Origin of the sequence: Polaribacter batillariae (assembly GCF_017498485.1) — a bacterium.
Lineage (GTDB): Bacteria > Bacteroidota > Bacteroidia > Flavobacteriales > Flavobacteriaceae > Polaribacter > Polaribacter batillariae.
Genome location: NZ_CP071795.1, coordinates 3,819,886 through 3,842,735, shown reverse-complemented (window position 1 = coordinate 3,842,735; position 22,850 = coordinate 3,819,886). Strand labels below are relative to the sequence as shown.

The following is a 22,850-nucleotide window of genomic DNA, read 5'->3' as shown; positions in this document are numbered from 1 at the left end:
TTATTAATAATTTTTAACAGTATTTTATTTGGCTGACTTTCAATTGTTTTATAATTTAGTTTCGAAGTCAAACTGTCAGATATACAGTCTTGGCATCTTTTTTGTAATTTTTTACAAAAAAAAGGACTAAATTTACATCAATAAGATAAAAATATGGACGATAATTTTTCACCGAAAGTTAGAGATGTGATTGCTTTTAGTAAAGAAGAGGCGCTAAGATTAGGGCACGAATTTATTGGAACAGAACACTTAATATTAGGTTTAATAAGAAAAGGAGAAGGAAAAGCAATGGAAATTTTAACTGCATTTGATGTAGATACCACTCTATTGCGTAAAAAGTTAGAACAACTAAACCCTGCAAATCCTGCTTTTACAGAAACCACAGAAAAAAAGAGCTTGCATTTAACGAGACAAGCAGAAAAAGCGCTAAAAACCACGTTTTTAGAAGCCAAACTATATCAAAGCGATTCGATAGACACTGCCCACTTATTACTTTGCATCCTTAGAAACGAAAACGACCCAACTACAAAGTTAATTCATAAATACCACGTAAACTACGACGAAGCAAAAGCATTGTACAAACAATTGCATGTAGAAGATGTAGATTTGCCTACAAACCCAATTGCAGAAACCTCTTCTGACGATGAGTTTGCATCCGAAAAACTAAATCCCTTTGAGCAATCTCAAAAAGGAAAATCGGTTAAAAAATCGAAAACACCCGTTTTAGATAATTTTGGAAGAGATTTAACTTTATTAGCCGAAAGCGGAAAACTAGATCCTGTGGTTGGAAGACAAAAAGAAATTGAACGTGTTTCGCAAATTTTAAGTAGGCGTAAAAAAAACAACCCAATGTTAATTGGTGAACCTGGTGTTGGTAAATCTGCCATAGCAGAAGGTCTCGCACTAAGAATTGTAGAACGTAAAGTTTCTAGAGTTTTGTTCGACAAACGATTGGTATCTCTCGATTTAGCAAGTTTGGTTGCAGGTACAAAATACCGTGGCCAATTCGAAGAACGTATGAAAGCGTTAATGAATGAACTAGAAAAGAACGACGATATTATTCTTTTTATAGATGAAATACATACCATTGTTGGTGCTGGCGGAGCTACAGGTTCTTTAGATGCTTCTAACATGTTAAAACCTGCGCTTGCAAGAGGAGAAATACAATGTATAGGAGCTACTACTTTAGACGAGTACAGAACAAATATCGAAAAAGATGGTGCCTTAGAGCGTCGTTTTCAAAAAGTACTTGTAGATCCTACCTCTGTTGAAGAAACCATACAAATATTACAGAATATTAAAGGAAAGTACGAAGAACACCATCATGTAAATTATACAGACGAAGCTTTAGAAGCCTGTGTAAAACTAACAAATAGGTATATGACAGATCGTTATCTACCAGACAAAGCAATCGATGCTTTAGACGAGGCAGGCTCTAGAATTCATATTACCAATATTGTGGTTCCTAAACAAGTTTTAGAATTAGAAACACAATTAGAAATTATTCGCGAGAAAAAAACAAAAGCTGTTAACGGACAAAAATACGAAGAAGCAGCTAAGTTACGAGACGACGAAAAAAATATGGAAGCCGCATTAGATTCTGCCCAAAAACAATGGGAAGACGATTCTAAACTAAATCGAGAAATCGTTACAGAAGACAATGTTGCAGAAGTCGTTTCTATGATGACAGGAATTCCCGTAAATAGAGTTGCAGAAGCAGAAAGCCATCGTTTACACGAACTTCCTGGAATGATTAAAGGAAAAGTAATAGGGCAAGATGAAGCTGTTACCAAAGTTGTAAAAGCAATTCAAAGAAATAGAGTTGGCTTAAAAGACCCAAACAAACCCATTGGTTCTTTTATTTTCTTAGGACAAACAGGTGTAGGTAAAACACAGTTAGCCAAAGTTTTAGCGCGCGAATTATTCGATTCAGACGATTCTTTAATTCGAATAGACATGAGTGAATATATGGAAAAATTTGCGATTTCTCGTTTAATTGGAGCGCCTCCAGGTTATGTTGGTTACGAAGAAGGTGGCCAATTAACAGAAAAAGTTCGCAGAAAACCCTACTCTGTTGTTTTGTTAGATGAGATTGAAAAAGCGCACCCAGATGTATTTAATATGTTACTACAAATTTTAGATGATGGACATATTACTGATAGTTTGGGTCGTAAAATCGACTTTAGAAATACCATTATTATAATGACTTCTAATATTGGCGCACGTCAATTAAAAGATTTTGGTGGTGGTGTTGGTTTTGGTACAGCTACAAAAGTAGCCCAAGCAGATGCCCATGCGAAATCTGTTATTGAAAGTGCACTAAAAAAATCTTTTGCACCAGAATTTTTAAACAGAATCGATGATGTAGTTGTCTTTAACGCTTTAGAAAGAGAAGACATCCACTCTATTATAGATATTGAATTGGATAAATTATTACATAGAATTTCCGATTTAGGATACACTTTAAACTTAAGCGAAAAAGCAAAAGATTATATTGCTGATAAAGGTTTCGATAAAAAATATGGTGCCAGACCGTTAAAAAGAGCCATTCAAAAATACATCGAAGATGCTTTGGCAGAAGAAATTGTAAACTCTAAACTTTCGGAAGGCGATACAATTACGATGGATTTAGATGAAGAAAAGAACTTACTAACCATTAACATCGAAAAAGGCGAGAAAAAACCAGAAACAAGAACAGAAAAAGAATCTTAAGAAGAGTGCATTTCAAACACAAAAATGTACAACGTTATAAAAAGTTGAACAACGAATAATTAATGAGCTCGGTAGTTATCGAGCTCATTTTCTTTACAAAAGCAAACATTCTACTTTTCTATTATTTAGACTTGTTTTTATATCGCCTTATAAACAAAAAATTCAAAAGTTACTAAATTGAATGTGTTCCCAAAAAACATAATAAACGACATTAATTCTTTAATGAAATTGTTTCGATTTAATAAGCATTCAAAATCCGTTAGATGTTGCTTTACAGCAAACAAAAAATGTAAATAAAAACAATAGAAATATTGTGTTATCCCGTATTATAATTAAAAAAAACATATATTTGTTTGGATATAACTAGTTGTAAAAAACTGGCTGAATCGCGCCAAAAACAAATCAGTTCTCCAAAAATAACTTTTAGTTTTTTACCGTTTCGAAATCTGAAAAAAAATTGAATCCAAAAATGCGGAACACTCTCTCGCTCGCAAAATTCAGGCGGAATTTTGCAAACGATTAAAACTATAAAATACTGAAAATCAAATACTAAAGAAATTTTACTCAAATCCTGAAAATCATTTTGGGGGAATGCTTACTCAAACGCTGAATTTAGAAAGTTGGCGGAATTGAACAAAATCTGAAAAATTCTAAGCGTGAAAAAATCACTCAAAACGGAATTTATAACTGAATGAAAAAGTGAGAATTTTAAAAGCTGAAAAATAAATTACGGAAAATTAAACCCGCTTTTTACAACACCGCTTATAAAAAATTGCTACTTTTAGCCATATTAAAGTTGGTTGCTTTTTTTGCCTACTACTGAATTTCCTTCGGAAATTCCTCGCAGACAAAATCGCAACTTTCCATAAACAAATACGTTGTGAGCAATAAGTCAAACTTTTTGCTTTTTCATATTTACTATTCGGAATTTTTAGAAGCGGAATGTTTTACTTTTTAAATCAATTCGGAAATTGACTAGAAGGAAATTTCGGTTTACAAACTTAATAACATTACATCGTGTGAGAGTTACACTATCAAAAACGTTGAAACGTTATTAAGTTTGTAAATTACGGTTTTTTTTTGAGAAAGTCAAATAAAAGATTGAATTTTAGTGATTTAAAAAGTAAAAGGTAGAGAGAATGAATTCCGATTATTTTTTGACGTAACCTTATACAGTTGGTATAAAGTTCATAAAAAAATAAACTAATAAGATATGAAAAGCGAATTATCGTAGCGTTTGACTGACTACGTAAATATGAAATTAGCCAACTAATTGCTATATTTACTGCACACAACAGCGCACATAGCAAATGAGCTTCGCTATTCACTTGCCATGTACGCATACGTTAGCAAAAACTGCTGATTTGCGCAAAAAAAGCATAAGCCCTTTAAGCCTGGTTTTTTATCAAAATTGTGATTTTAAACTCTGAATTTTAAAACGAAAGAAAAAGGAATTTTTAAAATGTGGAACACTCTCTCGCTCTCAAAATTCAGGCGGAATTTTGCAAATAGTTGGAATCGTAAAACGTGTGAATTCACTCAAACTCTGAAAAAATTAAAGGCGGAATTCTTACTCAATTTTTGAGTTTAAAACGTTTTTTGAATTAAGCAAAATGTAGAATTAAAATCTTTGCGGAAAATAAAAAAAACGTTGAAAAAAAACATAAAAACACGCATTTGCTAACACCGTTTATAAAAAATTGCTACTTTTAGCCTTATCAAAATTAGTTGCATTTTTGCCTACTACTGAATTTCCTTCGGAAATTCCTCGCAGACAAAATCGCAACTTTCCATAAACAAATACGTTAGCAAAAACTGCTGATTTGCGCAAAAAAAGCATAAGCCCTTTAAGCCTGGTTTTTTATCAAAATTGTGATTTTAAACTCTGAATTTTAAAACGAAAGAAAAAGGAATTTTTAAAATGTGGAACACTCTCTCGCTCTCAAAATTCAGGCGGAATTTTGCAAATAGTTGGAATCGTAAAACGTGTGAATTCACTCAAACTCTGAAAAAATTAAAGGCGGAATTCTTACTCAATTTTTGAGTTTAAAACGTTTTTTGAATTAAGCAAAATGTAGAATTAAAATCTTTGCGGAAAATAAAAAAAACGTTGAAAAAAAACATAAAAACACGCATTTGCTAACACCGTTTATAAAAAATTGCTACTTTTAGCCTTATCAAAATTAGTTGCATTTTTGCCTACTACTGAATTTCCTTCGGAAATTCCTCGCAGACAAAATCGCAACTTTCCATAAACAAATACGTTGGCATTCATAGCCCATTCAAACTCCGAAAAGTGAATTTATAGTTTGGAAAAACTTGAATTTTAATGAGAAAAACTGAAAAATGCGGAACACTCTCTCGCTCGCAAAATTTTGAGAAATTGAGAAAAAATGAACTAAAAAATGCTTGAATTTACTCAAATCCTGAAAATCAGTTTCGCGGAATGCTTACTCAAACGCTGAATTTAAGAAACTTGCAGAATTGAGTAAATGCGGAAAATCAGAATTGCGGAAAATTCATTCTAATGCTGAATCAAAAACTTGGCGGAATAATCACTAAAAAACAGAATTATAAACTAAAAAAAACTACGAAATGCCAACACCGCTTATAAAAAATTGCTACTTTTAGCCTTATCAAAATTAGTTGCTTTTTTGCCTACTGCTGAATTTCCTTCGGAAATTCCTCGCAGACAAAATCGCAACTTTCCATAAACAAATACGTTGTAAAAAACTGGCTGAATCGCGCCAAAAACAAATCAGTTCTCCAAAAATAACTTTTAGTTTTTTACCGTTTCGAAATCTGAAAAAAAATTGAATCCAAAAATGCGGAACACTCTCTCGCTCGCAAAATTCAGGCGGAATTTTGCAAACGATTAAAACTATAAAATACTGAAAATCAAATACTAAAGAAATTTTACTCAAATCCTGAAAATCATTTTGGGGGAATGCTTACTCAAACGCTGAATTTAGAAAGTTGGCGGAATTGAACAAAATCTGAAAAATTCTAAGCGTGAAAAAATCACTCAAAACGGAATTTATAACTGAATGAAAAAGTGAGAATTTTAAAAGCTGAAAAATAAATTACGGAAAATTAAACCCGCTTTTTACAACACCGCTTATAAAAAATTGCTACTTTTAGCCATATTAAAGTTGGTTGCTTTTTTTGCCTACTACTGAATTTCCTTCGGAAATTCCTCGCAGACAAAATCGCAACTTTCCATAAACAAATACGTTAGGCAACATTTTGACAAACATTATGCAATTAGAAGAATATTCTGAAATTAAAGAGAAAGAAGAGTTTTTTGTCAATGGAGGGAGTAAAATCAATCACAACATAAATAAAATTTTTGCCGAAATAGAAAAATTCAAAAGCGAGGGAACAAATTTTGTTTTTAGAGGATGTAGTGAGGCAAAGTATCGACTTTATAATTCAGCTCAAAGAATTTATATCCAGCAAGAATTACATAAACAAGTGCCATCTGATAGTATCGCAGAACATTACCGAGATTTCATCACCGAATTGATTAAAATTTGTAGATCATGGAACAATGGTGTAATTGAAAGATTATTAGAAAGTACTGGAATTGATCCCAACAACGCATTAGCCTATTTAAGCTACATGCAACATTTTGGCGTACCTACGCCATTACTCGATTATTCCTATAATCCTTACGTAGCATTATTTTTTGCAATAGACGGTTTGGTTTATAAACCTAGTGACAAAGAAATTGACAATTATTTTTCCTTCTACTACACATTTACAAATTCCACAGTATTCGAGAGCTGGAAATATGTTTTTGACGAAAATCTAAAAAAAGTAGATATTACCTATGAAAAAATTGATGAAAACGATATGGCAATACTTCTTCCTGATGAAGAATTATATCAAATTATGAATAGTGTGAATATTATAAATCAAGAAGGCCTATTCTTTTACAACAATCATCCTTGGTACCCTCTTGAAAGGACTTATAAAGAATATACTGACTTTCTTCTTAAAGAATGGGGACAAGAGAAATTTGATAAATTAATGACCGTAAGAACATTTAGCGGTTGCTATAATATTCACAAATCATTAATCCCCGCAATTAAAGAAAAATTGAGTGAGATGGGAATTAATAAAAATCATATATATCCAGATATGGCGGATTTTAGAAAATCTGTAACTAACAATGGAATTTTGAATAGTTTGACGCTCGAAAAGTAACGTTGCCTAACAAAGTACTGTGGTAAAAAACAAGTAAAAACTCATTAATTTTTTACGAAAGTACTTTTATAATTTTCATCATATATTAATCCTGATTTTGCTATTGCAAAGACCTGTTTTAGTAGTTTATTACAGACTGCGATTAAGGCTAATTTTTTGCTCTTTCCCTTGGCTACGATTCGTTGATAAAGATCTCGACAAGCCTTGTTGTATTTGCACGCATTAAAACTACACATAAACAATAAATTTCTTAGTTTTTGATTCCCTATTTTACTTATTCTCGATCGTCCTTTTACACTACTACCACTTTGTCTAATTGTTGGCGTTAGACCTGCATAACTACACAATTCACTACCACTCGTAAAACGCTCAAATCCATCGGTTAAAACTACTAACATTAAAGAGGTTTTGGGACCAATGCCTGGGATGCTTTTTAAACGTGTTAAAACATCGTTATGAACTTCTTTTACTAAAATTAATAGGTCTTCTTCTATCGTTTTTATTTCTTTCTCAACATGTTTTAAACTGCGTTTTAAAGACCTCACAACAGATTTACTTGGTGTACCTAAAACGGCTTCGCCATGTAATTTATTTTTCAGCATAGTGCTCTGCTTTGTATATGCTGAAAGGGTTCTTGTCATTTGTAAACATTCCAGCTGATGTTTAGAATTGCCTTTCCACAACTTTAATTTAACCTGCTTTGCATACTCACAAATTAGTTTAGAATCGCTCTTATCTGTCTTTATTTTAGACAATTTCATTTGAATAAAACGTTTTACCGATAATGGATTTTCTACCGATAATTTAAAACCTTTTTCTTGTAAATAATAGGCTAATTGGTAATGATAATAACCGGTAGCTTCCATCACGCAATGACTCTTTAAATCTAATAATTTTACAAACTTTTTAAAGCCTGTTAAATTGTTTTTAAACTGGTAATAATTGCCATCTGAATCTGTGACATCAAAAAATAAATGACTGATGTCTATTCCAAAATATTTAATATCTTTATTCATAAATAAATGTTTTTACGAAAGGACATACTACGCGAGTTTCAACGACTTAAAAGCGAGGTCTAAAAGCCTCATAGAACTGTACGAAATCTGTGTAGAAAAGAGAGGGGATTTTCAATGTTGACGAAGTCTATGCTTCTGCGTATATATTAACCTTATTCCTCTCTTTTGTCTTTTCTTAATTATGTTCAAATTTAATGAATTACAAACTTAAGACGTATATAACACATTGCCAAAATTTGGCTAACTTTAAACTCTCCCCTACTAATAAACCTCAGTTACGACTGAATAATATAAAACTATTAATATGGCAACGTGCCATATACAAAACCGTTAGCAAAAACTGCTGATTTGCGCAAAAAAAGCATAAGTCCTTTAAGCCTGGTTTTTTATCAAAATTGTGATTTAAAACTCTGAATTTTAAAACGAGGGAAAAAGGAATTTTTAAAATGTGGAACACTCTCTCGCTCGCAAAATTCAGGTGGAATTTTGCAAATAGTTGGAATTGTAAAACGTGTGAATTCACTCAAACTCTGAAAAAATTAAAGGCGGAATTCTTACTCAATTTTTGAGTTTAAAACGTTTTCGGAATTAAGCAAAATGCGGAATTAAAATCTTTGCGGAAAATAAAAAAAACGTTGAAAAAAACATAAAAACACGCATTTGCTAACACCGCTTATAAAAAATTGCTATTTTTAGCCTTATCAAAGTTGGTTGCTTTTTTGCCTACTACTGAATTTCCTTCGGAAATTCCTCGCAGACAAAATCGCAACTTTCCATAAACAAATACGTTGTGAGCAATAAGTCAAACTTTTTGCTTTTTCATATTTACTATTCGGAATTTTTAGAAGCGGAATGTTTTACTTTTTAAATCAATTCGGAAATTGACTAGAAGGAAATTTCGGTTTACAAACTTATCGATTACATCGTGTGAGAGTTACACTATCAAAAACGTTGAAACGTTATTAAGTTTGTAAATTACGGTTTTTTTTTGAGAAAGTCAAATAAAAGATTGAATTTTAGTGATTTAAAAAGTAAAAGGTAGAGAGAATGAATTCCGATTATTTTTTGACGTAACCTTATACAGTTGGTATAAAGTTCATAAAAAAATAAACTAATAAGATATGAAAAGCGAATTATCGTAGCGTTTGACTGACTACGTAAATATGAAATTAGCCAACTAATTGCTATATTTACTGCACACAACAGCGCACATAGCAAATGAGCTTCGCTATTCACTTGCCATGTACGCATACGTTGTAAAAAACTGGCTGAATCATGCCAAAAACAAATCAGTTGTTTAAAAATAACTTTTAGTTTTTTACCGTTTCGAAATCTGAAAAAAAAATTGAATCCAAAAATGTGGAACACTCTCTCGCTCGCAAAATTCAGGCGGAATTTTGCAAACGATTAAAACTATAAAATACTGAAAATCAAATACTAAAGAAATTTTACTCAAATCCTGAAAATCATTTTGGCGGAATGCTTACTCAAACGCTGAATTTAGAAAGTTGGCGGAATTGAACAAAATCTGAAAAATTCTAAGCGTGAAAAAATCACTCAAAACGGAATTTATAACTGAATGAAAAAGTGAGAATTTTAAAAGCTGAAAAATAAATTACGGAAAATTAAACCCGCTTTTTACAACACCGCTTATAAAAAATTGCTACTTTTAGCCATATTAAAGTTGGTTGCTTTTTTTGCCTACTACTGAATTTCCTTCGGAAATTCCTCGCAGACAAAATCGCAACTTTCCATAAACAAATACGTTAGCAAAAACTGCTGATTTGCGCAAAAAAAGCATAAGCCCTTTAAGCCTGGTTTTTTATCAAAATTGTGATTTTAAACTCTGAATTTTAAAACGAAAGAAAAAGGAATTTTTAAAATGTGGAACACTCTCTCGCCCGCAAAATTCAGGCGGAATTTTGCAAATAGTTGGAATTGTAAAACGTGTGAATTTACTCAAACTCTGAAAAAATTAAACGCGAAATTCTTACTCAATTTTTGAGTTTAAAACGTTTTCGGAATTAAGCAAAATGCGGAATTAAAATCTTTGCGGAAAATAAAAAAAACGTTGAAAAAAACATAAAAACACGCATTTGCCAACACCGCTTATAAAAAATTGCTACTTTTAGCCTTATCAAAATTAGTTGCTTTTTTGCCTACTGCTGAATTTCCTTCGGAAATTCCTCGCAGACAAAATCGCAACTTTCCATAAACAAATACGTTGGCAAATATTGTGAAAACCACTCAAACTGGTTAAAAGAATAAAAAAATGAAAAAGATTATTGTTATTTTAATTTTTATCGCTCTGAATAGTTGCAAGCCCTCACCTACTTATAATGCTTTTGACAATCAATTTAATATTTCAATTAGAGAAGTCGTGAAAGATGGTTGCGATACAATATCAGCTGGATGTGGATGGTTTAATTTACGTCAAAAAGAAGGAAGATTGAGAAACTATTATCAAATCTATATTGATGATTGGAATAATGTTGTCGCAAAAGGTTTTGATTACTTTTTAGATACATTAAATATTAAAGGAGAGAAAGATTATGACAAAATCCGTTCTTTGAAAATCTCGAATAAGCAAATTGCCGAATTAAATTCTGAATTAAAAAAGTATAGATATAAATTTCTCAACCAAAAATTGAGTGAATACGGAATGTTTTGACCCCTATAAAACAAGAGTAATCTTTTAAATTTCGATTATTAATTAAGCTGTTAATTTATTTCTTCTAATAAGGTGTTTATCTTGACTCCATTTTTCCATTGGAGTTATTCGTCCTAATAGACCATGGATCCTTCTATTATTGTAAAATTTCACGTAGCGTTTTAGTATTTGCTCTATTTCTCCAAAATATTGATAATCGAACCTTTTGAATACTTCTTTTTTTAATATTCCGTGGTATGCTTCAATATGTGCATTCTCTTCTGGAGTCGCAATGTGTGTAAATTCTTGTTGTACTCCGATTAATCCTAAATATTCACGCACTTTTTTTGCTATAAATTGACTGCCATTATCACTCCTAATAACTACATTATTGGGATAATCACAATCTTCAAACAATGCAGATAATAGCGCTATTACGTGATTTTGTTTGATATTAAAGGAAAAATAGTCTTTCAATATTCTACGTGTGTGAACGTCAATAACCGAGAGTAAATAAGCGTTTTTACCTACACTTGGTATCCAAACCATCTTTATATCCATCTCTAAACACTCCAAAGGTCTAGAAGTATAAACCTTTCTAAACTTTACAAATTTACGTCCAGAACCACTTCTATCTATCCTATTGTCAAGCTTCAACAGACCTTCTTCCTTCATAATTCTATATAGCTTTTTATGGTTTATAGTATAGCCGTCTCTATTTAAATAACTGGTCATTAATCTATAGCCACAATCTATAAATTCATCCTTTAAAACCTCTTTAATAGCTGCAACTACGTCATCCTGCAATACCAGGCCTTTAGTCTTGTGAAAGGTCTCTTTAGTTGGCTTATTTCCTTTTTTACCACCACTAGGCTTTCTATAATAGCTACTTGACACAATACCTACCATTTTGATAATCTTACTCTTGCTAATTTTATGTTTTTTATATATAGCGTCTACTAGATCTTTCTTGGATCGGACGTTCCAAACTTTTTTTTTAAAAGTTCTCGTTGCACTTCAAGTTCTATTTCTCTATCGCTTAGTAATTTTCTTAAAACACGATTTTCTTGTTCGGCTTCTTTAAGTTCTTTGCTTTTAGTGTCATAGGTAACTTTTAAACCAGCTTCACCTTTGTGCTCAAACTTTTTCCGCCAACTGTAGAAAGTACCTGTGCTTACACTGTATTTTCGGCAGGCTTCAACAATGCCGATTTCTTCTGAAACTGATAGTATTTCTAACTTCTGTGCTAATGTCCATTTCTTGTATTTCATATCTCAAATATATTTATTTGAAATTTAAAATATCACTCCGAATTAATAAGGGGCTAAAGTACGGAAGTAATTATATTGAAATCATAAACGAAATTTCTAAAGAAAAAAGTAAATTAGAAATTCAACTAAATTGGAAAAACGATAAAGATTCAATAATTTATAGAGAATTGAATTATTGGAAAGAAAAATAACATTTGCTAACACTGTATAAAATTAATTGCTATTTTAATGCTTAATCAAAGTGAGTTGCATTTTTGCTACTTCTGATTTTCCTTCGGAAAATCCTCGAGCACAAAAACGCAACTAATCTTATACGAGAAACGTTGTACACCATTTAAGAAAACCAAGAAAATGAGTTGGGATATTGTACTTTTTAATTCAAAACAAAAAATAGAATCGATTGCGGAATTGGATGAAAACCAATTGGAACCGACTGATTTTTGTGGAATTTTGGAAAGTTCATTTGACCAAATAAAAAAAGACGAAAATCACAGAGAAATAATCGGAATAGATTTTACAATTGACTTTGTTACAGACAAAGAAAAATCAAGCAATTTTATGCTTCAATTATATGGAGAGAATGGACTTTATGAATTGATTGAATTAGCTAAAAAACATAATTGGCAGATTTACGATTCTGGAATCGATGGAATGATTGACTTGGAAAATCCTGATAAAAATGGATTTGAAAACCATAGAAAATATGTGACTCAAATTATCAATAGGAAACAAAATTATTAATGAAATATACAATTCAAATTTGGTTGTTTACAGTAATAAGTTCGCCATTATTATTAGCTATTATTTTAGGGCTTATAATCAACAAATCTGAATTAAACGAAATTTTGAATTCATATGAAATGATATTTTTAATGATAATCTTCGGTTTGTTTCTTTCAATACCAGCAATGATGATTTTTTGGTTAATACAGAGAAGACTAAACTCGGATATATCTATTTGGAAAAATAAAATAATTTTGAGTTTATATTCTTTTTTATCCGTCTGGTTGACTTTCTATATTGTTGACAATGGATTTGTAACAAGATGGTCGGACCAAACAGTTTGGGTTTTAATCTATTCATTAACTATAGTTTTAGGAGTTTGGATTTTTAAAATGCCTACGAAAGAAATAATTGAATAAAAAACGGTGTACAACAAAGTACTGTGGTAAAAAACAAGTAAAAACTCATTATTTTTTTACGAAAGTACCGGAATGACCAGAAGAAAATATTAAAATGACGATTGAGGTTTTAGAAGATTTTTAGTTTTTTTTTAATACGGATTTCACAAATTTTCACGGATTTTTGCGGCTTGTTTCATAGAGTTTTAAAAAAAAAATTGACATATATTTCACAGGTTTTTACGCATTATTTTTTTAAAAAACCTGTGGTTAAATCTCTTTATTTCTCCAAAGAAAAACATGCTATCAAGAGTTTCTGCATCATTATCCGTGAAAATCTGTGCAATAATCCATAAAATCTGTCCCTTCATATTTTCTTTAAAATCATCCTTTTCATCCCTTTAATTTCATTATAAAAATTATAGAATAAAACCTATCTTTGCACCTCAAAATTTGTAAATGAGTTTTTTAAAAGAAATAGCACGCAGAAGAACATTTGGTATTATATCGCATCCAGATGCAGGAAAAACGACACTAACAGAAAAATTATTACTTTTTGGTGGTGCCATACAAGAAGCTGGAGCTGTAAAAAACAATAAGATAAAAAAGGGAGCAACTTCCGACTTTATGGAAATTGAGCGTCAGCGTGGAATTTCTGTAGCCACCTCTGTGTTAGCTTTTATTTACAAAAACAAAAAAATTAACATTTTAGACACTCCTGGGCACAAAGATTTTGCCGAAGACACTTTTAGAACCTTAACAGCTGTAGATAGTGTTATTGTGGTAATTGATGTCGCTAAAGGTGTAGAGCCACAAACCGAAAAATTAGTAGAAGTATGTAGAATGCGAAGCATACCTATGTTGGTTTTTATCAATAAGTTAGATAGAGAAGGTAAAGATGCTTTCGATTTATTAGACGAAGTTGAACAAAAATTAGGTTTGCGAGTTACTCCTATGAGTTTTCCTATTGGAATGGGGTACGATTTTAAAGGCATCTATAATATTTGGGAGAAAAAACTAAACTTATTTGCTGGAGATAAAAAGCAAACTGTTTCAGAAGGAGTTGAATTTAACGACCTTTCTAGTACAGAATTAGACAAAGCTGTTGGTAAAAAACCAGCAGATACTTTGCGTGAAGAACTAGAATTGATAGATGAAGTATATCCACCTTTCAATCAAGATGAATATTTAAAAGGAGAACTTCAACCTGTATTTTTTGGATCTGCATTAAACAATTTCGGAGTTAAAGAATTATTGGATGCATTTATTGAAATTGCCCCTTCTCCACAGCCAAAAAAAGCAGAAGAACGTTTGGTGGATTCCAAAGAGAAAAAAATGACGGGTTTTGTGTTTAAAATTCATGCAAATATGGATCCTAAACATAGAGATAGACTGGCGTTTATAAAAGTAGTTTCTGGAACTTTTAAAAGAAATTCGCCTTATTTACACGTTAGAAATGGCAAAAAAGTAAAATTTTCGAGTCCGAATGCATTTTTTGCCGAGAAAAAAGAAATCGTAGAAGAGTCTTTCCCTGGCGACATTGTAGGAATTCACGATACCGGAAACTTTAAAATTGGAGATACTTTAACGGAAGGCGAAGAACTGAACTTTAGAGGAATACCAAGTTTTTCTCCAGAACATTTTCGCTATGTAAACAATGCAGACCCAATGAAGTCTAAACAATTGTACAAAGGTTTAGACCAATTAATGGACGAGGGTGTTGCCCAATTATTTATCTTAGAAATGAATGGACGAAGAATCGTGGGTACAGTTGGCGCACTTCAATTTGAGGTCATTCAATATCGATTAGAACACGAATATGGGGCAAAATGTACCTACGAAAATCTACAAGTCCACAAAGCTTGTTGGGTAGAAGCTACAGACCCCAAAAACGAAGAATTTAAAGACTTTAAACGCGTAAAACAACGTTATTTAGCAAAAGACAAACAAGGCCAATTGGTATTTTTAGCAGATTCGGAATTTACCATTCAAATGACACAAAGTAAATACCCTTCTGTAAAATTGCATTTTACAAGTGAGTTTAAAAAATAGAATTATGAAAAAAATAGTTTTTTTGGTTTCAATTTTATCCTTTATTTCTGTTTTTTCTCAAGAAAACACTTTCACGAATTTAAAGGTAAAAGAACTCAGTAATAAAATCCGTTTAAACTATACTCTTGTTCACATGCCTGATGAATTAAATATTTATAGTAATTATCAACTAAGACCAACAATGGGTTTTATTGGATTAAATTACAATATTCCTATAAACGATTGGCTTTACACAGGTGCTGGTTTCCATGCAGCATTTACAGGAGATCAAGGTGGTTTATTTACATTAGGGCTAAACTTGGGCATCAATAAAAAAATCTATAAAAATTTATATTTTGATGCAAATATTCACTTTGGTGGTGGTGGTGGTTACAGAGTTTTAGTAGATGGTGGTGGTATATTGTATTCGAACATTGGTTTACAATATAAGAAAAACAACTACTCTTTTGGTGTACAATATGGTAACGTTAACTTTTTTACAGGTTTTATAAAAAATGATAATGTGTCGTTTTTCGTAGAAATTCCTTCTACTTTAAGAACAGCTTCTTATGCAGATATTCAAAAAAAATTTGTGGTTAACACTAAATCTAAAGAAGAGTTTTGGATCAAACCCGCTGTAAAAAGTGTGCAACAAGTAACGTTTGATTATTTTTTTCCTTTCGGTAACTCGCGAACAGATTCATTTCAAGGAAACAAACCTATTAATAATACCTTATCTATTTTAGGTTTCGAGTACCAACGCTACTTAACAAGCAATACATTTATTTATGCACATGTAGATGCCATGTATAGTGGATTAATTGCTGGTTTTATGGATTTATTTTTTGGTGTAGGTAAAAACCTTAACTTAACCAATAGAATTAATCTTTTTGGAAAAATGGGAATTGGGGCTGCTGGTGGAAGAATTTATCAAGAAGGTGGTTTAACAATGTACCCAAACATAGGAGCTGATTTAAGAATTACAGAAAAATTTGGTTTAAGCGTTCATGGAGGTTATCACAGGGCAATTGGCGGCACTTTTGAAGCATATACTGCTGGTTTTAGCCTAAAATACTATGGTTTAAGTGGTGGCATTAAAGACCCTTTTACCGGAGAAGAAATCAAAGAAATTAAAACACAAGGATTGCGAATTAGTGCAGAAAATCAAACTTATTTTGATGTTGCTAAATTTGGTATTCCTGATAGCGATTTACAGTTAATAGCCTTAAAAGTTCAGTACGATTTAAACAAAAGATTTTATTTAGCAGGAGAAGCTTCTTTTGCTTATTTAGGGAAATCTGGTGGTTATGCACACGGAATTTTTGGTTTGGGTATTAACAGTAATAAATTTGCAAATAATAAATTATCTTTATTTGCAGAAGCTGCTGCTGGTGTTGCTGGTGGTGGAAGAATAGATTCTGGCGAAGGTGTACTTATAAGACCAACTGCAGGAATCAATTACCATGCAAATGACGATTTATCTTTTCATGTTTCTGGCGGGCAAATGTGGTCGCCTTTTGGAAACGTAAATTCATCCAATATAAATGTTGGTTTAAGCTATGGATTCTCACTTTTAAATGCGAAAAAATAAATATTTTAAACTTATCAGAATATAAATAAATGTTCGTTCGAGTGCAGTCGAAAACTATTGTAAATAACCTCTCGACTGCGCTCGAGGAGACAAAAACAATTAAAATTAAGTATAATGAACAACGGAATATACGCAAAATTTACCACTGCAAAAGGTAATATTTTAGTACAATTAGAACACGAAAAAACTCCTGGAACAGTGGGTAACTTTGTTGCATTGGCAGAAGGAAATTTAGAAAACTCTGTAAAAGCCCAAGGAACCCCATATTACAACGGATTAAAGTTTCATAGAGTCATTCCAGATTTTATGATTCAAGGTGGTTGCCCATTAGGAACAGGAACCGGAAACCCAGGTTATAAGTTCGATGATGAATTTCATCCAGATTTAAAACACGACGCTCCTGGAAAATTAGCCATGGCAAATTCTGGTCCAGCCACAAATGGTTCTCAATTTTACATCACTCACGTTCCTACTCCATGGTTAGATGGTAAACACACTGTTTTTGGCAATGTTGTAGAAGGCCAAGAAGTTGTAGATGCGATCGCGCAAGGAGATGCATTAACTGCGGTAGAAATTATTAGAGTAGGTGCAGATGCAGAAGCTTTTAATGCGGTAGAAGCTTTTAGGACTTTTGAAGGTGAAAGAGAAAAAAGAGAAGCAGAAGCAAAAGCAAAACAAAAAGAATTATTAGACAAAGTTGCTGCTGGTTACGACGAAACAGAAAGCGGACTTCGTTACCAAATTTTACAAAAAGGAACAGGAAAAAAAGCAACTAAAGGTGCAGGAGTTTCTGTACATTACAAAGGGCAATTATTAGACGGAACCGTTTTTGATTCTTCTTACAAGAGAAAACAACCAATCGATTTTAATGTAGGTGTAGGGCAAGTAATTGCTGGTTGGGATGAAGGAATTCAACTATTACAAGTGGGCGATAAAGCACGTTTTGTAATTCCATCTCACTTAGCTTACGGTTCTGCAGGAGCTGGAGGCGTAATTCCACCAGACGCAACACTTATTTTTGATGTGGAATTAATGGACGTAAAGTAAAATACATTCAAAACAATCACAAACCTCATAGTTTTATTTAATTATGAGGTTTTTTTTATTTCTATCTTATTCTTAAACTATTAAAGATGAAAAAATTGGAATTAAAGGCATTCTTAGACGAAAAAGTAATTCTGTACAACAATCCTAAATTTATTGAGTCTGACCCGATTCAAATTCCACATCGTTTTTCCTTAAAAGAAGATGTTGAAATTGCTGGTTTTTTAACCGCAATAATTTCTTGGGGAAACAGAACCATGATTATTAAAAATGCTTCTAAAATGATGGAATTATTAGACAATTCGCCTTACGATTTTATTACCAACCATCAAGAAAAAGATTTAGAAAATTTAACTGGTTTTGTACACAGAACTTTTAATCATATCGATTTTCAGCAATTTGTAAAATCATTAAAACATATTTACCAAAATTACAATGGTTTAGAAGAAGTACTTTCTATAAAAGATCATTCGACTACTTACCAAACTGCAATTCATCAATTTAAACAATATTTTTTCGAGGTAAAACACCAACAAAGAACTCAAAAACATATTTCAGATCCTTTAAAAAATTCTGCAGCAAAACGCATTAACATGTTTTTACGTTGGATGGTAAGAAATGATAAAGCTGGTGTCGATTTCGGAATTTGGAAATCACACAATGCTGCCCATTTATCATGTCCTTTAGATGTGCATTCTGGAAATGTTGCACGAAAATTAAAATTACTTCCAAGAAAACAAAACGACTGGAAAGCCGTTGCAGAACTCGATAAAAACCTGCGAAAATTAGATTCAAACGACCCTGTAAAATACGATTTTGCACTTTTTGGTTTGGGGGTTTTCGAAAAGTTTTAGCATCTCTTTTTAATTTCCTTAAAGAGAAAACACGTTTTATGTTAATGCTATATTTGTATCTTTTATTTTTACCATCCATTTGCAAAATCAATTCTATAAATTTGCCTATTTTTGATGCTACATAAACACCAATAATGCAATTTAAAAACCCTGAAGTTTTATACTTTTTTGCGCTACTAATTATTCCTATTTTAGTGCATCTTTTTCAGCTACAAAAATTTGTAAAAGTTCCTTTTACCAATGTGGCTTTTTTACAAAAATTACAGCAACAAACACGTAAGAGTTCGCGTATAAAAAAATGGTTAATTCTCGCCACAAGATTGCTGTTATTTTCTGCGATACTTTTAGCTTTTTCACAACCTTATTTTAGCGATAAAAACATCGATAAAAAACAACATACTTTTATTTATTTAGACAATTCTTTAAGCACCAATACAAAAGGAGAAAAAGGAAATTTGTTAAAAATTTCGGCACAAGAAATTATAGAAAGTGCTAATGAAAAAGATGTATATTCGCTACAAACAAATTCTAATTTTTACAAAGATATTTCTAAAAACGAATTGAAAAATTTGTTACTAAAAATAGAAAACACATCAAAAAAATTAGATTTATCGACAATTTTTCTAAAAATAAATCAGTTAAACAAAAATAAAACAAATACTTTATATAAAAACATTTTAATATCTGATTTTCAGAATACTTATAAAAATAAGTTTACAAATGTAACACCCGCTTTTTCGGCTGTAAAATTAGAATCTTCACAGAAAAACAACCTTTCTATAGATAGTGTTTTTATTAGCAATGCAAATACCACGAATTTTACAGTAAACGCAATCATTAAAAATCAGGGAGAAGAAAAAAGTAACACTCCTATCTCTATTTTTAACAACGAAAATTTAGTAAGCAAGCAATCTTTTAATATTGATAAAGATAGTGAAAAAACAATTCAATTTACGATTCAAAATAAAGATACATTTCTAGGAAAAATACAGCTAACTTTTAGCGATACTTTTCCATTCGACAACACGTATTTTTTTAGCATCAACAAACGAAAAAAAGCAAGTGTTTTGGCGATTGGAAAAGAGTCCCATTTTTTATCAAAAATTTATACTAAAGATGCGTTTAATTTTACGAACGCGACTCTTCAAAATGTAAACTACAATGCCATTTCAAAACAACAATTAATTATCTTAAACAGTCTAGAAAATATTCCAGAAATTTTAGCACAAAGTCTTTTAGATTTTTCTAAAAATGGAGGAAGCCTAGTAATTATTCCGAATGAAAAATTAGAAGTAAATTCTTACAATTCATTTTTTAACAAATTGCAAATTGGCAAATTACAAAATAAAATCATCGATACTTTAAAAATAACTTCTATCAATTACAATCATCCTTTATTTAAAAACGTATTTTCTAAAAAGGTAAATAATTTCCAATATCCGTCTGTAAATAGCCTCTACCCTATTTTTTCAAAAAACAGCAGTACAATTATTTCGTTCGAAAACAACACCGCATTTATTAGCGAATTAAAAAATAATATTTACTACGTTTCTAGTTCTTTGGCCAAAACCAATAGCAACTTTGTAAATTCGCCACTAATTGTGCCTGTTTTTTACAATTTCGGACAATTAAGTTTTCAATTTCCGCGATTGTCTTACAGAGTAGCTACCGAAAATAAAATAGGCATAGAAACACAGTTGGGTAAAGATGAAATTCTAACGATTGCAAACAGTCGAAAATCCTTTATTCCACTACAACAAACATTTCAAAATAGTGTGGTAATAACTACCAAAGAACAGCCTTTAGAAGCCGGAATTTACTCTATTTTAAAAGAAAAAGACACTTTACAAAACATTGCGTTTAATTACCCAAAAGAAGAAAGTTCTTTAAAATATTTAGACTTAAATACACTTGCTAAAAACAATAAAAACATAGAAATAACTTCTTCTATACCAGCAACTTTTAATGCTTTGAATAAAAAAAATGAAGTTCAATGGCTTTGGAAATGGTTTTTAGCCTTGGCAATTGTATCTTTGTTATTAGAAATTTTGATATTAAAATTCTATAAACCATGATTACGCTTCTAAAATCGGCTAAAATTATAGATGCTTCTAGCCCATTTCATCAACAAACAAAAGACATTTTAATTCGTGATGGAGTGATTAAAAAAATAGCTGATTCTATTCCTAATAAAAAAGATTATCAACTTGTAGAAAAAGAAAATTTACACGTTTCTTGTGGCTGGTTCGACACCAGTGTTTCTTTTGGCGAACCTGGTTTCGAAGAACGAGAAACCATTAAAAAGGGGTTGCAAGTTGCTGCAAAAAGTGGTTTTACGGCAGTTGCTGTAAATGCCAACTCAAATCCGGTAATCGATAACAAATCTGCCGTAGAATTTTTAACAAACAAAGCTACAGGTTTTGCTACTAAATTATACCCAATTGCTGCTTTAACGCAAGGCAGTAAAGGAATTGAAATGGCAGAATTGTACGACATGCAACAATCTGGAGCGATTGGTTTTGGAGATTACAACAAACCTATTGAGAATGATAACTTGATGAAAATTGCGCTCTTATATGCGCAAAATTTTAATGGTTTGGTACTTAGTTTTCCAAAAAACAATGCAATTGCTGGTGCAGGAATCGCACACGAAGGTATTAACAGTACTAAATTAGGCTTAAAAGGAATTCCTGCTTTAGCAGAGCACATTCAAATTACTAGAGATTTATTTTTATTGGAATATACTGGTGGAAAATTGCACATTCCAACAATTTCCACAGCAAAATCTGTAGAATTAATTAAAGAAGCTAAAAAGAAAGGGTTGCAAGTTACTTGCAGTGTTTCTGCACATCATTTGGTTTTAACAGATAACGAATTGCACGAATTTGACAGTAATTTTAAAACCAACCCGCCTTTAAGAACAAATGCTGATGTAAGAGCATTGCAAAAAGGCGTGAATTCTGGAGTGATTGACATGATTACTTCTGACCACAATCCTATAGATATTGAACATAAAAAAGTGGAATTTAGCCAAGCAAAAGATGGTGTAATTGGCTTAGAAACTGCTTTTGGGGCTGTAAATTCGGTTTTAGATTTAGAAAATTTCATTGAAAAAATTACTACAAATCCAAGACGAATTTTTAATTTAGAAACTACTTCAATCTCCGAAGGAAAAACAGCAGACATTTCTCTTTTTAATCCGGACGAAAAACATACGTTTGCAAAAGAAAATATTTTATCAACATCGAAAAACAGCCCTTTTATCAATAAAAAATTAACTGGAAAAGTGTATGGTATTTTTGCGAATAATCAATTAATTTTAAATTCCTAAAATTTGGAGAATTATACTGTTAAAGAAGGAAAAACGATGGCTGTTATTAGCTATATTACCATAATTGGAACATTAATAGCATATATTTTAAACAAAGACAAGAAAAATTATTTTGCCAGTTTTCATATTCGACAATCTTATTATAAATCGATGGATAATTTACCAATCTTCAGGAAAAAATCCTGGTTGGTTTTTTGGAGTTTTTATTTTTACTCTTTGGATAATTGGCTTAATTGGCGCCGTTCAAGGAGAAGAAAAAAGAGTTCCTGTTTTAGGCGATTATTTTCAAAAATGGTTTAAAAATATTTAAATAGATTTTATTTAGAATGAGCGATTTACATTATTTAGTAAGACAACCCAAAAAAGCATCCGAAAATCCGCCTTTGTTAATTTTATTACATGGTTATGGAAGTAACGAACAAGATTTATTTTCTTTTGCAGACGAATTGCCAGACGAATTGCTAATTATTAGTGTACAAGCACCACTTTCTATGGGATTTGGAGGGTATGCTTGGTATTCTATTAATTTTGATGATGTGAATGGAAAATTTTCCGATTTAAAAGAAGCCAAAACATCAATCGATAAAATCGCTGTTTTTATTGACGAAATAAAGAAAAAATACAATACAAATTCTAATAAAATTTTTTTGTTAGGTTTTAGTCAAGGAGCCATTTTAAGCTACTCTTTAAGTTTTTTCTATCCTAACAAAGTAAATTATGTAATTGCCTTAAGCGGTTATGTAAATACAGAATTGTTACCCCAAAACATGCCAACCAACTTAAAGACGGAATATTACAGTTCTCATGGCAGTGTAGATCAAGTTTTACCTGTAGATTGGGCTAGAAACACCAAACCTTTTTTAGATAAATTAGGGGTAGAAAATGTGTATTCGGAATACAATGTTGGCCATGGAGTTGCTCCACAGAATTTTTACAGTTTTAAGAACTGGATTGAAACACGCTTGTAAAACTGCCTGTTAAAAAAAAGGGTATTTTCACCCTTTCATTTTTCCAAGTAAA

17 protein-coding genes are annotated in these 22,850 nt (G+C 31.5%); 14 read left to right on the top strand and 3 right to left on the bottom strand.

All coding sequences use genetic code 11. The features are described 5' to 3' along the window. The first annotated feature begins 153 nt into the window (after positions 1–153). Complete coding sequence (locus JL193_RS16835; protein WP_207971863.1) at positions 154–2,712, top strand: ATP-dependent Clp protease ATP-binding subunit; 2,559 nt, start codon at positions 154–156, stop codon at positions 2,710–2,712. A 3,258-nt stretch (positions 2,713–5,970) separates the two neighbouring features. After that, complete coding sequence (locus JL193_RS16830) at positions 5,971–6,921, top strand: FRG domain-containing protein (protein ID WP_207971862.1); 951 nt, start codon at positions 5,971–5,973, stop codon at positions 6,919–6,921. A gap of 44 nt (positions 6,922–6,965) precedes the next feature. Here JL193_RS16830 and JL193_RS16825 read toward each other — a convergent pair whose 3' ends face one another. Continuing rightward, positions 6,966–7,937 (bottom strand): IS110 family RNA-guided transposase, encoded by a 972-nt coding sequence (locus JL193_RS16825; RefSeq protein WP_207970637.1) that lies wholly within the window; start codon positions 7,935–7,937, stop codon positions 6,966–6,968. A 2,272-nt stretch (positions 7,938–10,209) separates the two neighbouring features. Between JL193_RS16825 and JL193_RS16820 the strand changes: the two genes are divergently transcribed. After that, positions 10,210–10,608: a hypothetical protein gene (locus JL193_RS16820; RefSeq protein WP_207971861.1), complete on the top strand. Its 399-nt coding sequence runs from the start codon at positions 10,210–10,212 to the stop codon at positions 10,606–10,608. A 42-nt stretch (positions 10,609–10,650) separates the two neighbouring features. On the opposite strand, the gene JL193_RS16815 is transcribed toward JL193_RS16820, so the two are convergent. Both JL193_RS16815 and JL193_RS16810 read right to left on the bottom strand, forming a co-directional pair. Then, positions 10,651–11,520, bottom strand: coding sequence for an IS3 family transposase (locus tag JL193_RS16815; RefSeq protein ID WP_243456875.1), 870 nt, complete (start codon positions 11,518–11,520; stop codon positions 10,651–10,653). Between the two features lie 26 nt (positions 11,521–11,546). Further along, the gene (locus JL193_RS16810; RefSeq protein WP_207970461.1) at positions 11,547–11,858 is read right to left on the bottom strand and encodes a transposase; all 312 of its coding nucleotides are present in this window, start codon (positions 11,856–11,858) and stop codon (positions 11,547–11,549) included. A gap of 17 nt (positions 11,859–11,875) precedes the next feature. On the opposite strand from JL193_RS16810, the gene JL193_RS16805 reads away from it, so the two are divergent. The 11 genes from JL193_RS16805 (at position 11,876) to JL193_RS16755 (ending at position 22,798) form a co-directional block, all read left to right on the top strand. Beyond that, positions 11,876–12,049, top strand: coding sequence for a hypothetical protein (locus JL193_RS16805; protein ID WP_207971860.1), 174 nt, complete (start codon positions 11,876–11,878; stop codon positions 12,047–12,049). 160 nt (positions 12,050–12,209) lie between these two features. Next, entirely contained in the window at positions 12,210–12,599 is a 390-nt protein-coding gene (locus tag JL193_RS16800; protein WP_207971859.1) for a hypothetical protein, read from the top strand. Beyond that, complete coding sequence (locus JL193_RS16795; protein WP_207971858.1) at positions 12,599–13,000, top strand: hypothetical protein; 402 nt, start codon at positions 12,599–12,601, stop codon at positions 12,998–13,000. Before JL193_RS16800 ends, JL193_RS16795 begins: the two co-directional genes overlap by 1 nt. A gap of 438 nt (positions 13,001–13,438) precedes the next feature. Beyond that, the gene (locus tag JL193_RS16790; protein ID WP_207971857.1) at positions 13,439–15,031 is read left to right on the top strand and encodes a peptide chain release factor 3; all 1,593 of its coding nucleotides are present in this window, start codon (positions 13,439–13,441) and stop codon (positions 15,029–15,031) included. A gap of 4 nt (positions 15,032–15,035) precedes the next feature. Beyond that, complete coding sequence (locus JL193_RS16785; RefSeq protein ID WP_207971856.1) at positions 15,036–16,601, top strand: hypothetical protein; 1,566 nt, start codon at positions 15,036–15,038, stop codon at positions 16,599–16,601. A 114-nt stretch (positions 16,602–16,715) separates the two neighbouring features. Then, the gene (locus tag JL193_RS16780) at positions 16,716–17,648 is read left to right on the top strand and encodes a peptidylprolyl isomerase (protein WP_207971855.1); all 933 of its coding nucleotides are present in this window, start codon (positions 16,716–16,718) and stop codon (positions 17,646–17,648) included. A gap of 86 nt (positions 17,649–17,734) precedes the next feature. After that, positions 17,735–18,499 (top strand): TIGR02757 family protein, encoded by a 765-nt coding sequence (locus JL193_RS16775; RefSeq protein ID WP_207971854.1) that lies wholly within the window; start codon positions 17,735–17,737, stop codon positions 18,497–18,499. Positions 18,500–18,633: 134 nt separating this feature from the next. Then, on the top strand, positions 18,634–20,574 hold the full coding sequence (locus JL193_RS16770; protein WP_207971853.1) for a BatA domain-containing protein: 1,941 nt from the start codon (positions 18,634–18,636) through the stop codon (positions 20,572–20,574). Next, positions 20,571–21,830, top strand: a complete 1,260-nt coding sequence (locus JL193_RS16765; protein ID WP_207971852.1) for a dihydroorotase — start codon at positions 20,571–20,573, stop codon at positions 21,828–21,830. The genes JL193_RS16770 and JL193_RS16765 overlap by 4 nt, the downstream gene beginning before the upstream one ends. Positions 21,831–21,942: 112 nt before the next feature. Next, positions 21,943–22,140, top strand: a complete 198-nt coding sequence (locus tag JL193_RS16760) for a hypothetical protein (RefSeq protein WP_243456793.1) — start codon at positions 21,943–21,945, stop codon at positions 22,138–22,140. 16 nt (positions 22,141–22,156) lie between these two features. Further along, complete coding sequence (locus JL193_RS16755; protein WP_207971851.1) at positions 22,157–22,798, top strand: alpha/beta hydrolase; 642 nt, start codon at positions 22,157–22,159, stop codon at positions 22,796–22,798. Positions 22,799–22,850: the final 52 nt, after the last annotated feature.